Source organism: Roseitalea sp. MMSF_3546, assembly GCF_030732865.1.
In the GTDB taxonomy this organism is placed as follows: Bacteria; Pseudomonadota; Alphaproteobacteria; order Rhizobiales; family Rhizobiaceae; genus Roseitalea.
In genome coordinates this window covers 1-15,239 of the sequence record NZ_JASHKB010000017.1, presented here as the reverse complement: position 1 = coordinate 15,239, position 15,239 = coordinate 1, and the positions used below count along the sequence as shown (strand labels likewise).

Sequence of the window (15,239 nt, the reverse complement as noted above, 5' to 3'; positions counted from 1 at the left end):
CTGCGCGACATGCCGTCGCGCGCTTTTTGTTTGAATTGGGCGCCGAAGGGTTCGGCCGACCCGGGAACTGGAGAATGGCCATGTCAAACGGGCAACTGGTCGACCGCAGCCGACTGCGCGGTTCGATGACCGCGCTGATCACGCCGTTCGATGCCGCCGGCGAACTCGACGAGGCCGGCTTCCGCGCCCATGTCTCCTGGCAGATCGAGGAGGGCACCCGGGCGCTCGTTCCGGTCGGCACGACGGGCGAATCGCCCACGCTGAGCCATGACGAGCACAAGCGCGTGATCGAACTGTGCGTGGACGAGGCGGCCGGCCGTGTGCCCGTGATCGCCGGCGCCGGCTCCAACAACACGGTCGAGGCGGTCGACTTCGCCCAGCATGCCGAAAGCGCCGGGGCCGACGCGCTTCTGGTCGTCACGCCCTACTACAACAAGCCCAATCAGCGCGGGCTTTACGGCCATTTCGCCGCCATCGCCCAGGCGATCGACATCCCGATCATCATCTACAACATCCCGCCGCGCTCGGTCATCGACATGCTGCCCGAAACGATGGGCCGCCTGGCGGCGGATTTTCCCAGCATCTGGGGCGTCAAGGACGCCACCACGAAGATCGAGCGCGTCTCCGAGCAGCGCATGGCCTGCGGCCCCGATTTCATCCAGCTTTCGGGCGAGGACGCCACGGCGCTGGGCTTCAATGCCCATGGCGGCGTGGGGGCGATCTCGGTGACCGCCAATGTCGCTCCGCGCCTGTGCGCCGAGTTTCAGGATGCCATGCTCGCCGGCGACTTCGCAAAGGCGCTCGAATACCAGGATCGGCTGATGCCCCTGCACAAGGCGATCTTCGCCGAGCCCGGCGTTGCCGGCGCCAAATACGCCCTGGCGCGGCTTGGCCGGGTGCACAACCACGTGCGTTCGCCGCTGGTGACGGTCGAGCCGGCCACCGAAGCGGTCATCGACGATGCGATGCGCCACGCCGGTCTCTTGAACTGACCGGCGCGCCTGTCCACTTTCCGTCAATGGCCTCAACGAAAAAGAAGAAGACGACGGTCGGCCGCGGGCTCGTGGCCGAGAACCGCAAGGCACGCTTCAACTACGAGATCGGCGATGTCGTCGAGGCCGGGCTCGTGCTGCGCGGCACCGAGGTCAAGTCGCTGCGCAATGGCGAGGCCAACATCGCCGAAAGCTATGCCAGCTTCGAGGATGGCGAGATGTGGCTGATCAACAGCCACATTCCCGAATATCTGGAGGCCAACCGCTTCAACCACGACCCGCGACGGCGCCGCAAGCTCTTGCTGAACAAGCGCGAAATCGCGCGCTTGGTCAATGCCACCGACCGCGAGGGCATGACCATCGTGCCGCTCAGACTGTATTTCAACGATCGCGGCCGGGCCAAGCTCGAACTGGCCATCGCCCGCGGCAAGAAGCTGCACGACAAGCGCGAGACGGAAAAGAAGCGCGACTGGAACCGGGAGAAGGCGCGGCTGCTGCGGGAGAAGGGTTAGAGAAGTCGGTCGTCGGTCGTTGTTCGTCGGTCGTGCACCGACCGAAAGCGCCTTGCCTGCCGCCTTGACGACCTACGACTTCCGACCGACGACCGACCCGCTGCGACCGACGCCCCAACCGCACGCCACATCACCCATCAACAGCGTCGTATTCATCGGCGCCGCGCGCCGCCGCACGATCCGACGCAGCGCGGCCGATCTCGCCCTCCAGCGATTTCAGATCGATGAAGTGGTCGGCATTGCGGCGCAGATCGTCGGCGATCATCGGCGGCTGGGAGGCCATGGTCGAGACCACCGAGACCTTGCATCCGCGCCGTTGCAGTGCGTCCACCAGCACGCGGAAGTCGCCGTCGCCGGAAAACAGCACCGCATGGTCGATCACCGCCGACAGCTCCATGGCGTCGATCGTCAGCTCGATGTCCATGTTGCCCTTGATCTTGCGGCGGCCGGTGGAGTCCGTGAACTCCTTGGCCGGCTTGGTGATCACCTTGTAGCCATTGTAGTCGAGCCAGTCGATCAGCGGACGGATCGACGAATACTCCTGATCTTCGATGAGCGCGGTGTAGTAGTAGGCGCGCATGAGATAGCCGCGCTTGTGGAAGTGTTCGAGCAGCTTGCGATAATCGATGTCGAAACCGAGCGCCTTGGCTGCCGCGTAAAGGTTTGCCCCGTCGATGAAGAGTGCGATCTTCTCGCGCTGGTCGAACATTGTCTTGCCCGTCAAATGTATGGCTGTGATCGTGGTTGGCCCGTTGCCCCTGGCTTTTCATGGCTTGCGGGCCAAATCAAGCGCATTGGCGGGCAATCGCCAGGATTTGTTCCACGACACGGCGCCAGCACGCGGCCTTTGCCGCATTTTCGCGATGTTTTGAATGCATGGCACAGCCTTGGCGCCTTGCGCGCGCAGCGCACGCGGGCTATATGCCGCCCAACTCCGAAACATTCCCGTTACGACACGAAGGAGCGCCCCCATGGCCCGCGTGACCGTCGAAGACTGCATTGACAAGGTCGACAACCGGTTCGATCTCGTGCTCCTGGCCGCCCATCGCGCCCGCCAGATCTCCCAGGGCGCTCCGATCACCGTCGACCGCGACAACGACAAGAACCCGGTCGTCGCGCTGCGCGAGATTGCCGACCAGACGCTGTCGCCCGGCGACCTCGAGGAAGATCTGATCCACTCGCTGCAAAAGCATGTCGAGGTCGACGAGCCCGAGGCCGAGGACGTGCCCGAGACCGCCGATGCGCCCGAGGCGCCCGAGCAGATCACCTTCGGCGGCGGCCAGATGACCGAAGAGGAACTGCTCGCCGGCATCGAGGGGCTCGTGCCCCCAGAAAAGACCGACGACTGAGCGCCTCGACCGCCGCATCGGCGCCGCTCGCGGTTCCGCTCGTTGCAATCCGTGCCTATATTGAGCGCGTCGGCCGCTGGCCGGCGCGTTCATTGCGTGTGAGGTTTGGCGACCAATGATGCGGCAGTACGAGCTTGTCGAGCGCGTCCAGCGCTACAGGCCGCAGGTCAACGAGGCGCTGCTCAACAAGGCCTATGTCTACGCCATGAAGAAGCATGGCGGGCAGACGCGCGCCTCGGGCGATCCCTATTTCTCCCATCCGCTCGAGGTCGCCGCCATCCTCACCGACATGCACATGGACGAAAGCACCATCGCGGTCGGCCTTCTGCACGACACCATCGAGGACACCTCGGCCACGCGCGTCGAGATCGAGGCCCTTTTCGGCGAGGACACCGCGCGCCTGGTCGAGGGGCTGACCAAGCTCGGCCGGCTCGATCTGGTCTCCAGGAAGGCCGCGCAGGCCGAAAACCTGCGCAAGCTGCTGCTTGCCATCGCCGAGGATGTGCGCGTGCTGCTGGTCAAGCTCGCCGACCGGCTGCACAACATGCGCACGCTCGACTTCATGGCCGAGCACAAGCGCGCGCGTATCGCCGAAGAGACGATGGAGATCTACGCGCCGCTGGCCGGGCGCATGGGCATGCAGGACATGCGCGAGGAGCTCGAGGAACTCGCCTTCAGGCACATCAACCCCGAAGCCTACGCCACCGTCACCGACCGCTTGACGCGCATCGCCGAGCGCCATGCCGGCATGCTCGAGGAGATCACCACCACGCTGCGCGGCCTTCTGGCCGACAACGGCATTCACGCGCGCGTGGAAAGCCGGCGCAAGAAGGCCTGGTCGGTGTTCAACAAGATGGAGACAAAGGGCCTGTCGTTCGAACAGCTTTCCGACATTTTCGGCTTTCGCATTCTCGTCGACACCGAGGACGAGTGCTATCGCGCGCTCGGCGTGGTGCACCGGGAATGGAAGATGGTGCCCGGCCGCTTCAAGGATTACATCTCCACGCCCAAGCAGAACGACTACCGGTCGATCCACACCACCATTGTCGGGCCCTCCAAGCAGCGTGTGGAACTGCAGATCCGCACCCACCAGATGCATGAGGTGGCCGAATACGGGGTTGCCGCGCACACCATCTACAAGGATTTCGGCGCTGCGGGCCTGAACGGCACGGCCATCGACATGGCCGGCGCCAGGGGCAACGGCCGCGCCATTTCCAGCTCCGCCTTTCAGGACACCAACGCTTACGCCTGGCTGCGCCGCACCATCGAGGCGCTTTCGGAAGGCGACCATCCCGAACAGTTCCTCGAGCACACCAAGCTCGAACTGTTCCAGGATCAGGTCTTCTGCTTCACGCCCAAGGGCCGGCTGATCGCGCTGCCGCGCGGCGCCATACCGGTCGATTTCGCCTATGCGGTGCATACCGATGTCGGCAATTCCTGCGTCGGTGCCAAGATCAACGGCCGCATCATGCCGCTCGTCACCCGGCTCGAGAACGGCGACGAGGTCGAGATCATCCGTTCGGGCAGTGCCGCGCCGCCGGCCGCCTGGGAGAGCCTGGTCAAGACCGGCAAGGCGCGCGCGGCGATCCGGCGGGCGACGCGCGCGGCCGTGCGCAAGCAGTATTCCGGGCTCGGCCACCGCATTCTGGAGCGCGCGTTCGAGCGCGCCGGCCGGCCGTTTTCGCGCGAGATCCTCAAGGACGGGCTGGAGCGGCTGGCCCACAAGGAGGTCGAGGACGTGCTCGCCGCCGTCGGCCGGGGCGAACTGGCGCCCAACCACGTCATCAAGGCGGTGTTTCCCGACTTCAAGGACGAGCGCCTGAGCACGCCGGCCCATGCCGAACTGCTGGGCGAGGGCTGGTTCAACCTGACCGACGCCAGCGGCATGATGTTCCGCTTTCCCGACGCGCGACGCAAACCGGCCAATGGCGATGGCGCGACCGGCGACGACGAACCCGGCAGCGATCCCACCTTGCCGATCCGCGGCGCGGCCGGCGACCTGCCGGTGCGCTTTTCGCCCGAGGGCGCGGTGCCCGGCGACCGCATCGTCGGCATCTCGACGCCGGGCAAGGGCATCACCATCTATCCCATCCAGTCGCCGGCGCTCGCCGCCTATGACGACCAGCCCGACCGCTGGATCGACGTGCGTTGGGATCTCGACCAGAGCCGGCGCACGCGCTTTCCCGCGCAGATCGTCGTCACCGCCGTCAACGCGCCGGGCTCGCTCGCCGAGATCGCCACCGTCATCGCCAACAACGATGCCAATATCCACACGCTGTCCATGGTGCGCACGGCGCCCGATTTCACCGAGATGATTTTCGATCTGGAGGTCTGGGACATCCGCCACCTCACGCGGCTGCTCGGCCAGTTGCGCGACAGCGAGGCGGTATCGACCGCCGAACGGGTCAATGGCTGACGGCCGGGGCGCTTTGGCGCCGAAGCGGCGGGCGTCCACTGGCCGCCCTGCTTGAAGCCGAACCGATCGAGGCGTATTTCAACGGTTCGGCAAGGGTGGTTTCCGTAGGTAAGGGGCGCCGAAAGGGTTTGACGGGCCCAGTGCCCGGCGCCGAAAGGCATCGGTGCGATCCGTTCTGGCCGACAACAGATGAATCGGGGCGGCAATGCTGTTCAAGAGGCGCAACAGGGAAGATGCATGGACGCGGCTGCGCGTCTGGCTGCTGCCGCGCCGCAACTATGCCCGTTCGATGCGCTATTACGGCAAGCGCGTGCTGCGCATTCGCGCAACGCCGCACGCCATCGCCGCCGGCGTTGCCGCTGGCGCTTTCGCATCGTTCACGCCGCTGATGGGCTTTCACTTCATCCTGTCCTTCCTTGTCGCCTTCCTGGTGCGCGGTTCGATGATCGCGGCCGCGCTCGGCACGGCGATCGGCAATCCGCTGACCTTTCCGATGATCTGGGCGGGCGCGCTCGGCACGGGCCGCTGGATCCTGGGCATCGAGGGTCAGGCCGATGGTGCCCGCTTCGGCGAGGTGTGGGCGCAAAGCGGCTTCGCCGCGCTGTGGGATCCATGGATCAAGCCGATGCTGGTCGGCGGCATCCCGCTGGGTCTTGCCGCGGGCGCCGTCGCCTATGCGGTCACACGCGCAGCGGTGATCGGGTTTCAGACCCGGCGCGCCGCGCGCAAGGCCGAAAAGGCCATCGTCAAGGCGCAGCAGGGCAAGGCGCAGCAGGGCACGGCGCAGCAGGGCACGGCGCCGATGGCGGCCGCCGCCAACGCGCAGGAGAACTCATGATCGTCGGGCTGGGGAGCGACCTCATCGACATCCGGCGGGTCGAAAAGGCGCTCGAGCGCCATGGCGAGCGGTTCATCGCACGTGTGTTCACCGAGATCGAGCGCCAGAAGTCGGACCGCCGGCGCATGCGCGCGGCCTCCTATGCCAAGCGCTTTGCCGCCAAGGAAGCCTGCGCCAAGGCGCTGGGCACGGGCATTGCCCGCGGCGTCTACTGGCGCGACATGGGCGTGGTCAACCTGCCCGGCGGCAAGCCGACCATGCACCTGACCAACGGCGCACGCGCAAGGCTCGATGCGCTGCTGCCCGATGGTCATGAAGCCGCCATACACCTGACGATAACCGACGATCACCCCCTGGCGCAGGCATTCGTGATCATCGAGGCGGTGCGCGCGAGCGCGTGATCGCGCCGATGACCGGGGTTTGATCGGGGCCCGCATTGCCGCAACGAAACCGACACGCTAAGAGCGCATCGACAGCGCACCAGACAATCTGCTCCATTTGATTTTCGAGAACGGGACCATGGCTGTGGCAGAAAAGACCGAGAAGAAATCCGGCGGGATCGGGGAGACCGTCTCGGTGATCATCCAGGCCCTCATCCTGGCCCTGATCATCCGCACACTGCTCTTTCAGCCGTTTTCCATCCCCTCCGGGTCCATGCGTCCGACGCTTCTGGAGGGCGACTATCTCTTTGTCAGCAAATACGCCTACGGCTATTCCCGGCACTCCATTCCATTCAGCCCGGACATCTTTTCGGGCCGCATCTGGTCTGGCACGCCCGAGCGCGGCGACGTGGTGGTCTTCAAGCTGCCGTCCAATCCGCGCCTTGACTACATCAAGCGCGTGATCGGCCTTCCCGGCGACCGCGTGCAGATGCGCGATGGCGCGCTGTTCATCAACGGCGAGCCGGTCGAGCGCGAGGCGATCGGCACGATCGACGATGCCGACATCACCGAGCGCAATTCGCCGGTGCGCGTCTATCGCGAGACGCTGCCCAACGGGGTGAGCTACCGCACGCTCGATCTCGACCAAGGCACGATCGGCGACGACACGCGCGAATTCGTCGTGCCGCCGGACCACTATTTCATGCTGGGCGACAACCGCGACAATTCCGCCGACAGCCGCTTTTCGGTCGGCTTCGTGCCGCATGAGAACCTGGTCGGGCGCGCCAACATCATCTTCTTTTCGATCGCCGGCGGCGCCTCGCCACTGGAGGTCTGGCGCTGGCCGACCGAACTGCGTTTCGACCGCTTCTTCGATTCGGCAACGAGCGATGCCGGTCAGTGACGGGGCGCCTGCCGCGCCGGTGTCCGAACAGGCGCTGACCCGGCTGGAGGCGGCGACCGGGCATCGCTTCGCCGATCTGGACCGGCTCGACATCGCGCTGACCCATGCCAGCGCGCGCGGCGGCAGCGGCGTCGACTATGAGCGCCTGGAATTTCTCGGCGACCGCGTGCTCGGCCTGTGCGTGGCCGAGATGCTGTTCGCCGAATTCGTCGGCGCCGACGAGGGCGAACTGTCCGTTCGGCTCAATGCGCTGGTCAATGCCGAGACCCTGGCTGAGGTCGCCATCGAGATGGACCTGGTGCCGCTGATCCGCTCGGGCTCGGACATGGGCGATCTGTCCTCGGCGCGGCTGAAGAGCGTGCGCGCCGACGTCGTCGAGGCTGTGATCGCCACGATCTATCTCGATGGCGGGCTGGAGGCGGCGCGCCGCTTCATCCGCCGCTACTGGACCGAACGCGCCCGCCACGCCATGGCCGGGCGGCGCGATGCCAAGACCGAATTGCAGGAATGGGCGCACAAGGCCCATGCGCTGACACCGCAATATCGCGTCGTCAGCCGGAAGGGGCCCGATCACGCCCCCTCGTTCAAGGTGCAGGTGCGCATCGGCGACGGCGAGCCGGCCGAGGCGAGCGGGCCGTCCAAGCGCCGCGCCGAACAGGGCGCGGCCACCGCCATGCTGGTGCGCGAGGGCATCTGGCCGGCCGAATGGGCGAGCGAGCCATGAGTGGCGGTGCCTCCGATGCCGGCCGGGCCGGCCCGCAGACCCGCTCGGGCTTCGTCGCCATCATCGGCGCGCCCAATGCGGGCAAGTCGACGCTCGTCAACCGGCTCGTCGGCGCCAAGGTTTCCATCGTCTCGCGCAAGGTGCAAACGACCCGCGCGCTGATCCGGGGCGTTGCGGTGCATGGCGAAACCCAGATCGTGTTCGTCGACACGCCCGGCATTTTCGCGCCCAGGCGCCGGCTCGACCGGGCCATGGTCTCGGCCGCCTGGTCGGGCGCCCGCGATGCCGATCTGGTGCTGGTGCTGATCGATGCGCGCAAGGGCGTCACCGAGGAGGACGAGGCGCTGCTGACCGCGCTCGAGGACGTCGCCCAGCCCAAATGGCTGGTCCTGAACAAGGTGGATGCCATCGACCCGCCGCGGCTTCTGGAACTGACCAGCACGCTCAACGATCGCATGGCCTTCGCGCGCACCTTCATGATCTCGGCGCTGAAGGGCTCGGGCTGCGACGATCTGCTCGACGCGCTCGCCGACGCGATGCGGCCCGGGCCGTGGTTCTACCCCGAGGACCAGCTCTCCGACCTGCCCGAGCGCATGCTCGCCGCCGAGATCACGCGCGAAAAGCTCTATGAGCGCCTGCATCAGGAACTGCCCTATGCCTCGACCGTGGAGACCGAGAAATGGGAAGAGCGCAAGGATGGGTCGGTGCGCATCGAGCAGGTGATCTATGTCGAGCGGGGCAGCCAGAAGAAGATCGTGCTCGGCAAGGGCGGCGCCGCGATCAAGGCGATCTCGATGGCCGCGCGCGCCGAGATCGCCGAACTGATCGGCCGGCCCGTGCACCTGTTCCTGTTCGTCAAGGTGCGCGAAGGCTGGGGCGACGACCCCGAGCGCTACCGCGCCATGGGGCTCGATTTTTCGGGCTAGGTGCGGGCTTTCAGCTCGCAACGCGCTGCCGTCTCGCCATGCCGGCCGAAGCACGGCGCATCCCGACGAAGCCGAAATCGGGTGCGTTGCCATCCCAAAAAACAGGCTTCCGCCAACACGGCGCCGGCGCTACATCTGAGCCATGCAGTGGACCGACCAGGGCATCATCATCGGCACGCGCCTGCATGGCGAGACCAGCCTGATCGTCGAACTGATGACGGCGGGACATGGCCGGCATATGGGCCTGGTGCGCGGCGGCCGCTCGCGCCGGCTTCGCCCGGTGCTGCAGCCCGGCAACCGGGTCGAGGCGACATGGCGCGCCCGGCTCGACGCGCATCTGGGCACCTATGCGATCGAGCCCCTGGAGCAGTCCGCCGCAAGGCTGATGCAGAGCGCCTGCGCGATCGGCGGCATTCAGCTCATGGCGAGCCATTTGCGGCTTCTGCCCGAGCGCGACCCGCATGGTGCGCTCTATGATGCCGCCTGCGTGCTCGTCGATCACCTGACCGACCCTGCCCTGGCCGGCCCGCTCATGGTGCGGTTCGAATTGCGCCTTCTGGAAGAACTCGGCTTCGGGCTCGATCTGAGCCGATGCGCCGGCTCGGGCGCGACCGACGACCTGGCCTATGTCTCGCCGAAAAGCGGCCGCGCCGTCAACCGCGACACCGGCGCGCCCTGGGCCGACCGGCTGCTGCCGCTGCCCGCCTTTCTGACCGCCCAGCGCGACCGGCGATGCGGTGCCGGCGATCTCGACGACGCGTTTGCCCTGACCGGCCATTTCCTCGATCGCGACGTCTGGTCGGCGCGCGGGATCGCCGCGCCCGACAGCCGTACCGCCTTCATCGCCGCAACGCGCAAGGCGCTAGTCGCGGCGGCCTGATCACCGCGCCGGTATCACCGCGCACCCTGCATCGCCGCTCGCTTCACACCCGCTTCCCTGATCGGCCAGTGCACGATCGCGGCGAACAGCCCCAGCGCGACGCCCAGCCACCACACCGAATCGTAGGAGCCGAGGGCATCGTACAGGACGCCGCCGAGCCAAACGCCCAGGAACGAGCCGACCTGGTGCGACAGAAAGACGATACCGCCCAGCATGCCCAGATACTTGGTGCCGAACATGATCGCCACCAGCGCATTGGTCGGCGGCACGGTCGACAGCCACAACAGTCCCATGACGACCGAGAACACGACGACCGACGTGCCCGTCTGCGGCAGCAGCAGGAAGGCGCTTATGGCGATCGACCGGCCGACATAGATCAGCGCCAGAAAGATCGGCTTGGAATAGCGCTGCCCGATCACGCCCGAGGCCAGCGAGCCGATGATGTTGAAAAAGCCGATCGCGGCGATGCCGATCACCGCATAGCGCGCATCGACGCCGATATCGGAGACATAGGCGGGAAAATGCGCGGTGATGAAGGCGACCTGAAAGCCGCAGACGAAGAAACCCGCCGTCAGCAGCAGGTAGGATGTGTGGCCGAAGGCCTCGCGCAGCGCCGCACCGATGGACTGGTCGATATGCGCCTGGCTCTGGCTGCCCGAGGAGGAATTGCCGCGCAGCGGGGCCGCCAGCACCGGGACCAGCAGCATCAGCGCCGACATCACCAGCAGCGAATCCTGCCAGCCGACGCTGCCGATCAGCGCCTGGCTGAACGGTGCGAACACGAACATGCCGGTCGAGCCGGCCGCCGTGCCGAGCCCGAAGGCGAACGAGCGCTGCTCGGCCGTCACATGGCGGGCGAAGGCGGCCAGGATGATGCCGAATGAGCCGGCAGCGACCGCCAGCCCGACAAGCACGCCGCCACCAAGGTGCAGGAACCACAGCGATTGGGGCATCGCCATCATGAACAGGCCCGCCGCATACATCAGCCCGGCAAGCGCGAGCACGCGCCAGGTTCCGTACCGGTCGGCGACCGCGCCGAAAAAGGGCTGACCGAGCCCCCACATCAGGTTCTGGATCGCCATGGCAAGGCCGAAATCGGTGCGTGACCAGCCCGTGTCGGCGAGCATGGGGATCTGGAAGAAGCCCATCGCGGACCGTGGACCGAAGGTCAGCGCCGCGATCACGCAGCCGGCCGCGATGATCAGCCAGGGATAGTCGGAGCGGTGCTGGACAGTCGCCGTGGTCATGGCACCACCCGTGCAGTTTGGATCGGCAGGACCGTACGGGGCGCGGCAGCCCGCGCCAAGTCAATTTTCCTGGATTGACAGCATCGTCCGCGTGGCGCTTGCTGGCGCAATCGGTTCGAGCCGAAGGTGTGCCGGAAAGTGTCGATCGAATTTCTGATCACCGCGATCATCGTGATCCTGCTCCCCGGAACCGGCGTCCTATACACGCTCGCCATCGGGCTGGGGCAGGGGATGCGGCCGTCTGTGCTCGCCGCCTTCGGCTGCACTCTGGGCATCGTGCCGCATATCCTCGCCTCGATCATCGGGCTGGCGGCGCTGCTGCATGCCAGCGCCGTCGCTTTCCAGGTCATCAAGTATCTGGGCGTGTTGTACCTGTTCTACATGGCATGGTCGGTTCTGCGCCAGGGCGGCGCGCTCGAGGTCGGCGCAGAGCGCCGCCCGATCGCACCGGCAAGGATCGTTGCCAATGGCATCGCGCTCAACGTTCTCAACCCAAAGTTGTCGCTGTTCTTCCTGGCGTTTCTGCCGCAATTCGTGCCGGCAAACGCCGCCTGGCCGACCGCGATGATGCTCGGGCTTGCCTTCACCTTCATGGTGCTGACCTTTGTCGTCTTCGTCGGTTACGGCGCCTTTGCGGCCCTTGCGCGCGACTATGTGATGCGTCAGCCGGCGGTGATGCGCTGGCTGCGGCGCGCGTTCGGCGCCGCCTTCGCGTTCCTGGGCATGCGGCTGGCGCTGGCGGAGCGCTAGATGCTGCGGATGCTCACCCGCCTGTGCACCTCTTCGGCGCTTTCGACGCGCTCGGAATAGCGGTCCGTCAGATAGCCCGAACGGTCCCGCGTCAAAAGCGTGAACTTCATCAGCTCTTCCATCACATCGACCACGCGGTTGTAGAGCGCCGAGGGCTTCATGCGCCCCTCGTCGGTGAACTCTTGCCAGGCTTTGGGCACCGAGGACTGGTTGGGTATGGTCAGCATGCGCATCCATCGGCCCAGAATGCGCATCTGGTTGACCGCATTGAAGCTTTGCGATCCGCCGCAGACCTGCATGAGAGCCAGCGTGCGCCCCTGCGTGGGGCGAATGCCGCCGATCGGGGCCAGCGGCAGCCAGTCGATCTGCGTCTTCATCACCCCGCTCATGGCGCCATGGCGTTCGGGCGAGCACCACACCTGCGCCTCCGACCACAGCGACATCTCGCGCAGTTCGGTGACCTTGGGATGGTCGGCGGACGCGTCGTCGACCAGCGGCAGGCCGTCGGCGTGGTAGACGCGAACCTCCGCGCCCAGGTGCTCGAGGATGCGCGCGGCCTCGTAGGTCAGCAGCCGTGAGTAGGCGCGCTCGCGAAGCGAGCCATACAGCATCAGCACGCGCGCCTTGTGCAGCGAGGGGGTTGCGTTGTGCAGCGCCTGGAAATCGATCTCGCCAAGCGATTCGCCGGCAAGGTTCGGCATTGCCTGGTCGGCGCGCCATCGCCGGTCCGTATCGTCGGTCATGGGCGGCTTTTCAGTTCCGGCCGATATTATCCAGCCGCTGTTGCAGCGACAGCCTGTCGAGCGAAGCGATCGGCAGGGCGGTGAACACCGAGATGCGCGCGTTGAGCATGCGATGCGTGTCATCGAACGCAAAGCGCCGTTCGGCTTCGGTGCCCGTCGCCGCCGCCGGATCCGGCACGCCCCAATGGGCGCTCATCGGTTGACCCGGCCAGACCGGGCAGGCCTCGGCGGCGGCCTGGTCGCACACCGTGAAAACGAAGTCCATCTGCGGCGCGTCCGGTGCGGCGAACTCCTCCCAGTTCTTCGAGCGCGCGAAATCTGTGTTGTAGTTCAGTGCCTTGAGCAGATCGAGCGTATAGGGATGAACCTCGCCCTTGGGCTGCGAGCCGGCCGAATAGCCCGTGAACCGGCCCTCGCCCACCCGGTTGATGATCGCTTCGGCGATGATCGAACGCGCCGAATTGCCGGTGCACAGAAACAGGACATTGTAGATCTTCTCGCTCATCATTGGCCCCCTCAGCAGGCGCAGGCTATCTCGTCGAGCACGGGCTGGCACAGCGCCGGATTGCCGCCGCAGCAATCCTCCATCAAGAACGCCAGCAGCCCGCGCATGCCTTCGAAGTCGGCGCAGTAGATCACCGAGCGCCCGCGCCGCTCGGCCCGCACGAGCCCGGCGCGGCTGAGAACGGCCAGATTGGCGCTCATCGTGTTCTGCCTCACCGCGAGTGTATCCGCGATCTCGCCGGCGGCCATGCCGTCCGCACCGGCCCTGACCAGAAGCCGGAACACGTCCAGCCGCGTTGCGTGCGCCAGCGCCGACAGCGCGTCGATCGATTGGTCCCTGTCCATATATCAATACTTCATGATATTTCGATCAGTGTCAAGGTCGCCGATCGCGCCGGGGGACGATTTGCCTTTTACCGGGGGGTTGTCCTAGAAACGCGCGGTCCCCAGCTTCAGGGACAAAGGATGAAGGACGTCTCCGCCATGCCCGCACCCGTTTCGACGAGCCCCGACGCCGGGGCTGGCCGCCGCGCGGCCGAGCGATTCGGCACGATCGAACGGCCCGACCTTGAGTGGAACGCCCAGGTCGAGCGCGAGACGGCGCATCTTTACGAGCGCGTCGCCCATCACATCCCCGAAATCGAGTGGCCGGTCTATGCGCCCTATGTGGCGGCGATCAACCGTCTGAAGGCCGAGCGCAACGCGGCGATCCTTGCGCACAACTACCAGACGCCGGAGATTTTCCACTGCGTGGCCGACATTGTCGGCGACAGCCTGCAACTGGCCAAGGAGGCGACCAAGGTCGATGCCGAGATCATCGTCCAGTGCGGCGTGCACTTCATGGCCGAGACCTCCAAGCTGCTGAACCCCGAAAAGACCGTTCTCATCCCGGACATGAAGGCCGGCTGCTCGCTGTCCGAATCGATCACCGGCGCCGATGTGCGCCTGTTGCGCGAGCGCTATCCGGGCGTGCCGGTCGTCACCTATGTGAACACCTCGGCCGAGGTGAAGGCCGAGACCGACATCTGCTGCACCTCGTCCAACGCGGTGCAGGTGGTCGAGAGCTTCGGCGCGGACACCGTCCTGTGCATTCCCGATGAATATCTCGCCCAGAACGTCGCCGCCCAGACCGACGTGAGGATCCTGACCTGGAAGGGCCATTGCGAGGTGCATGAGCGCTTCACCGCCGAGGAGCTGCAGGCCTACAAGGATGCCGATCCCCAGATCGAGATCATCGCCCATCCCGAATGCCCGACCGATGTGGTCGAGATGGCCGACTATGCCGGCTCGACCGCGGGCATGATCAACTATGTGCGCGACCAGCGTCCGGCCAAGGTGATGATGGTCACCGAATGCTCCATGGCCGCCAATGTGCGTTCGGAGGTGCCCGAGGTCGAATTCATCGCGCCATGCAATCTGTGCCCGCACATGAAGCGCATCACCCTGCCCAAGATCCTCGACTCGCTGTGCGAGATGAAAGAAGAGGTCACGATCGACCCGGCCATCGCCGACCGCGCCCGCGGAGCCGTTGAGCGCATGGTGAATTTGAAGCAGTGAGCGTAGTCCCGGTGCCTCACCGCCGTGTACCAGCGACCAATCGTTCAAATGCCCGTCGCATGCGACGCGGCATGACCGATGCAGAACGCAAACTCTGGCGGGAGCTGAGAGCCCATCGACTCATGGGCCTGGGGTTTCGCCGACAAATGCCGATTAGCGGGGTCATCGTCGATTTTGCATGTCCAGAGCACCGGCTGATTGTCGAACTCGATGGTTCGCAGCACGGTCTCGACACTGAATTGATCCGCGATCGGCAGCGTGATGCCCGATTGAATGCCCTTGGCTGGCAGGTCCTTCGGTTTTGGAACGATGATGTGCTTGGCGATATTGACGGTGTTTGCCGGCACATCGTGGCTGTCATCGACGAATCCCGGCGCGCATGACACTGAGATCACACCCCCCTCTGTCCCTTCGGGACATCTCCCCCTCAAGGGGGGAGAGTGGCGCCGCGATCGGCCGTCCCAGCCTCACGCGGCGACGATTGAGTGACGGCGCCAGTCACGGGCTCCCGTTCTCC

At 65.9% G+C, this 15,239-nt stretch carries 18 protein-coding genes; 13 read left to right on the top strand and 5 right to left on the bottom strand.

From position 1 onward, the window contains the following. Positions 1-80 precede the first annotated feature (80 nt). Together dapA and smpB are read left to right on the top strand one after the other, a co-directional pair. Entirely contained in the window at positions 81-992 is a 912-nt protein-coding gene (gene dapA / locus RBB34_RS13605; RefSeq protein ID WP_306119826.1) for a 4-hydroxy-tetrahydrodipicolinate synthase, read from the top strand. A 26-nt stretch (positions 993-1,018) separates the two neighbouring features. Further along, the gene (gene smpB, locus RBB34_RS13600; protein WP_306119774.1) at positions 1,019-1,504 is read left to right on the top strand and encodes an SsrA-binding protein SmpB; all 486 of its coding nucleotides are present in this window, start codon (positions 1,019-1,021) and stop codon (positions 1,502-1,504) included. Positions 1,505-1,634: 130 nt separating this feature from the next. Here smpB and RBB34_RS13595 read toward each other — a convergent pair whose 3' ends face one another. Further along, entirely contained in the window at positions 1,635-2,213 is a 579-nt protein-coding gene (locus tag RBB34_RS13595; protein WP_306119773.1) for an NYN domain-containing protein, read from the bottom strand. 262 nt (positions 2,214-2,475) lie between these two features. Between RBB34_RS13595 and rpoZ the strand changes: the two genes are divergently transcribed. From rpoZ to recO, 8 genes are all read left to right on the top strand, one after another. Beyond that, entirely contained in the window at positions 2,476-2,853 is a 378-nt protein-coding gene (rpoZ, locus tag RBB34_RS13590; RefSeq protein WP_306119772.1) for a DNA-directed RNA polymerase subunit omega, read from the top strand. A gap of 115 nt (positions 2,854-2,968) precedes the next feature. After that, entirely contained in the window at positions 2,969-5,269 is a 2,301-nt protein-coding gene (locus tag RBB34_RS13585; RefSeq protein WP_306119771.1) for a bifunctional (p)ppGpp synthetase/guanosine-3',5'-bis(diphosphate) 3'-pyrophosphohydrolase, read from the top strand. A 205-nt stretch (positions 5,270-5,474) separates the two neighbouring features. Further along, entirely contained in the window at positions 5,475-6,107 is a 633-nt protein-coding gene (locus RBB34_RS13580; protein WP_306119770.1) for a DUF2062 domain-containing protein, read from the top strand. After that, positions 6,104-6,508: a holo-ACP synthase gene (gene acpS, locus RBB34_RS13575; protein WP_306119769.1), complete on the top strand. Its 405-nt coding sequence runs from the start codon at positions 6,104-6,106 to the stop codon at positions 6,506-6,508. The genes RBB34_RS13580 and acpS overlap by 4 nt, the downstream gene beginning before the upstream one ends. A 118-nt stretch (positions 6,509-6,626) precedes the next feature. Continuing rightward, complete coding sequence (lepB, locus tag RBB34_RS13570; protein ID WP_306119768.1) at positions 6,627-7,391, top strand: signal peptidase I; 765 nt, start codon at positions 6,627-6,629, stop codon at positions 7,389-7,391. After that, on the top strand, positions 7,378-8,115 hold the full coding sequence (gene rnc, locus RBB34_RS13565; protein WP_306119767.1) for a ribonuclease III: 738 nt from the start codon (positions 7,378-7,380) through the stop codon (positions 8,113-8,115). The genes lepB and rnc overlap by 14 nt, the downstream gene beginning before the upstream one ends. Then, positions 8,112-9,041 carry a GTPase Era gene (gene era / locus RBB34_RS13560; RefSeq protein ID WP_306119766.1) on the top strand — a complete coding sequence of 310 codons (930 nt, stop codon included), beginning with the start codon at positions 8,112-8,114 and terminating at the stop codon, positions 9,039-9,041. The genes rnc and era overlap by 4 nt, the downstream gene beginning before the upstream one ends. A gap of 142 nt (positions 9,042-9,183) precedes the next feature. Next, a complete protein-coding gene (recO, locus tag RBB34_RS13555; protein ID WP_306119765.1) occupies positions 9,184-9,921 on the top strand; it encodes a DNA repair protein RecO in 738 nt (245 codons plus the stop codon). Positions 9,922-9,935: 14 nt separating this feature from the next. Here recO and RBB34_RS13550 read toward each other — a convergent pair whose 3' ends face one another. Next, entirely contained in the window at positions 9,936-11,168 is a 1,233-nt protein-coding gene (locus RBB34_RS13550; protein ID WP_306119764.1) for an MFS transporter, read from the bottom strand. Between the two features lie 138 nt (positions 11,169-11,306). On the opposite strand from RBB34_RS13550, the gene RBB34_RS13545 reads away from it, so the two are divergent. Beyond that, the gene (locus RBB34_RS13545) at positions 11,307-11,918 is read left to right on the top strand and encodes a LysE family translocator (protein WP_306119763.1); all 612 of its coding nucleotides are present in this window, start codon (positions 11,307-11,309) and stop codon (positions 11,916-11,918) included. Here RBB34_RS13545 and arsH read toward each other — a convergent pair. From arsH to RBB34_RS13530, 3 genes are read right to left on the bottom strand one after another with little or no spacing between them, the layout of a single operon-like run. After that, the gene (arsH, locus tag RBB34_RS13540; protein WP_306119762.1) at positions 11,915-12,661 is read right to left on the bottom strand and encodes an arsenical resistance protein ArsH; all 747 of its coding nucleotides are present in this window, start codon (positions 12,659-12,661) and stop codon (positions 11,915-11,917) included. The two genes, RBB34_RS13545 and arsH, sit on opposite strands and share 4 nt — an antisense overlap. Before the next feature lie 10 nt (positions 12,662-12,671). Then, positions 12,672-13,166 (bottom strand): arsenate reductase ArsC, encoded by a 495-nt coding sequence (locus RBB34_RS13535; protein ID WP_306119761.1) that lies wholly within the window; start codon positions 13,164-13,166, stop codon positions 12,672-12,674. Positions 13,167-13,177: 11 nt separating this feature from the next. Continuing rightward, positions 13,178-13,510 (bottom strand): metalloregulator ArsR/SmtB family transcription factor, encoded by a 333-nt coding sequence (locus RBB34_RS13530; protein WP_306119760.1) that lies wholly within the window; start codon positions 13,508-13,510, stop codon positions 13,178-13,180. Between the two features lie 138 nt (positions 13,511-13,648). Here RBB34_RS13530 and nadA point away from each other — a divergent pair, with 138 nt between their 5' ends. Continuing rightward, the gene (nadA, locus tag RBB34_RS13525) at positions 13,649-14,722 is read left to right on the top strand and encodes a quinolinate synthase NadA (RefSeq protein WP_306119825.1); all 1,074 of its coding nucleotides are present in this window, start codon (positions 13,649-13,651) and stop codon (positions 14,720-14,722) included. Between the two features lie 11 nt (positions 14,723-14,733). Continuing rightward, positions 14,734-15,105, top strand: coding sequence for a DUF559 domain-containing protein (locus RBB34_RS13520; protein WP_306119824.1), 372 nt, complete (start codon positions 14,734-14,736; stop codon positions 15,103-15,105). Positions 15,106-15,239: the final 134 nt, after the last annotated feature.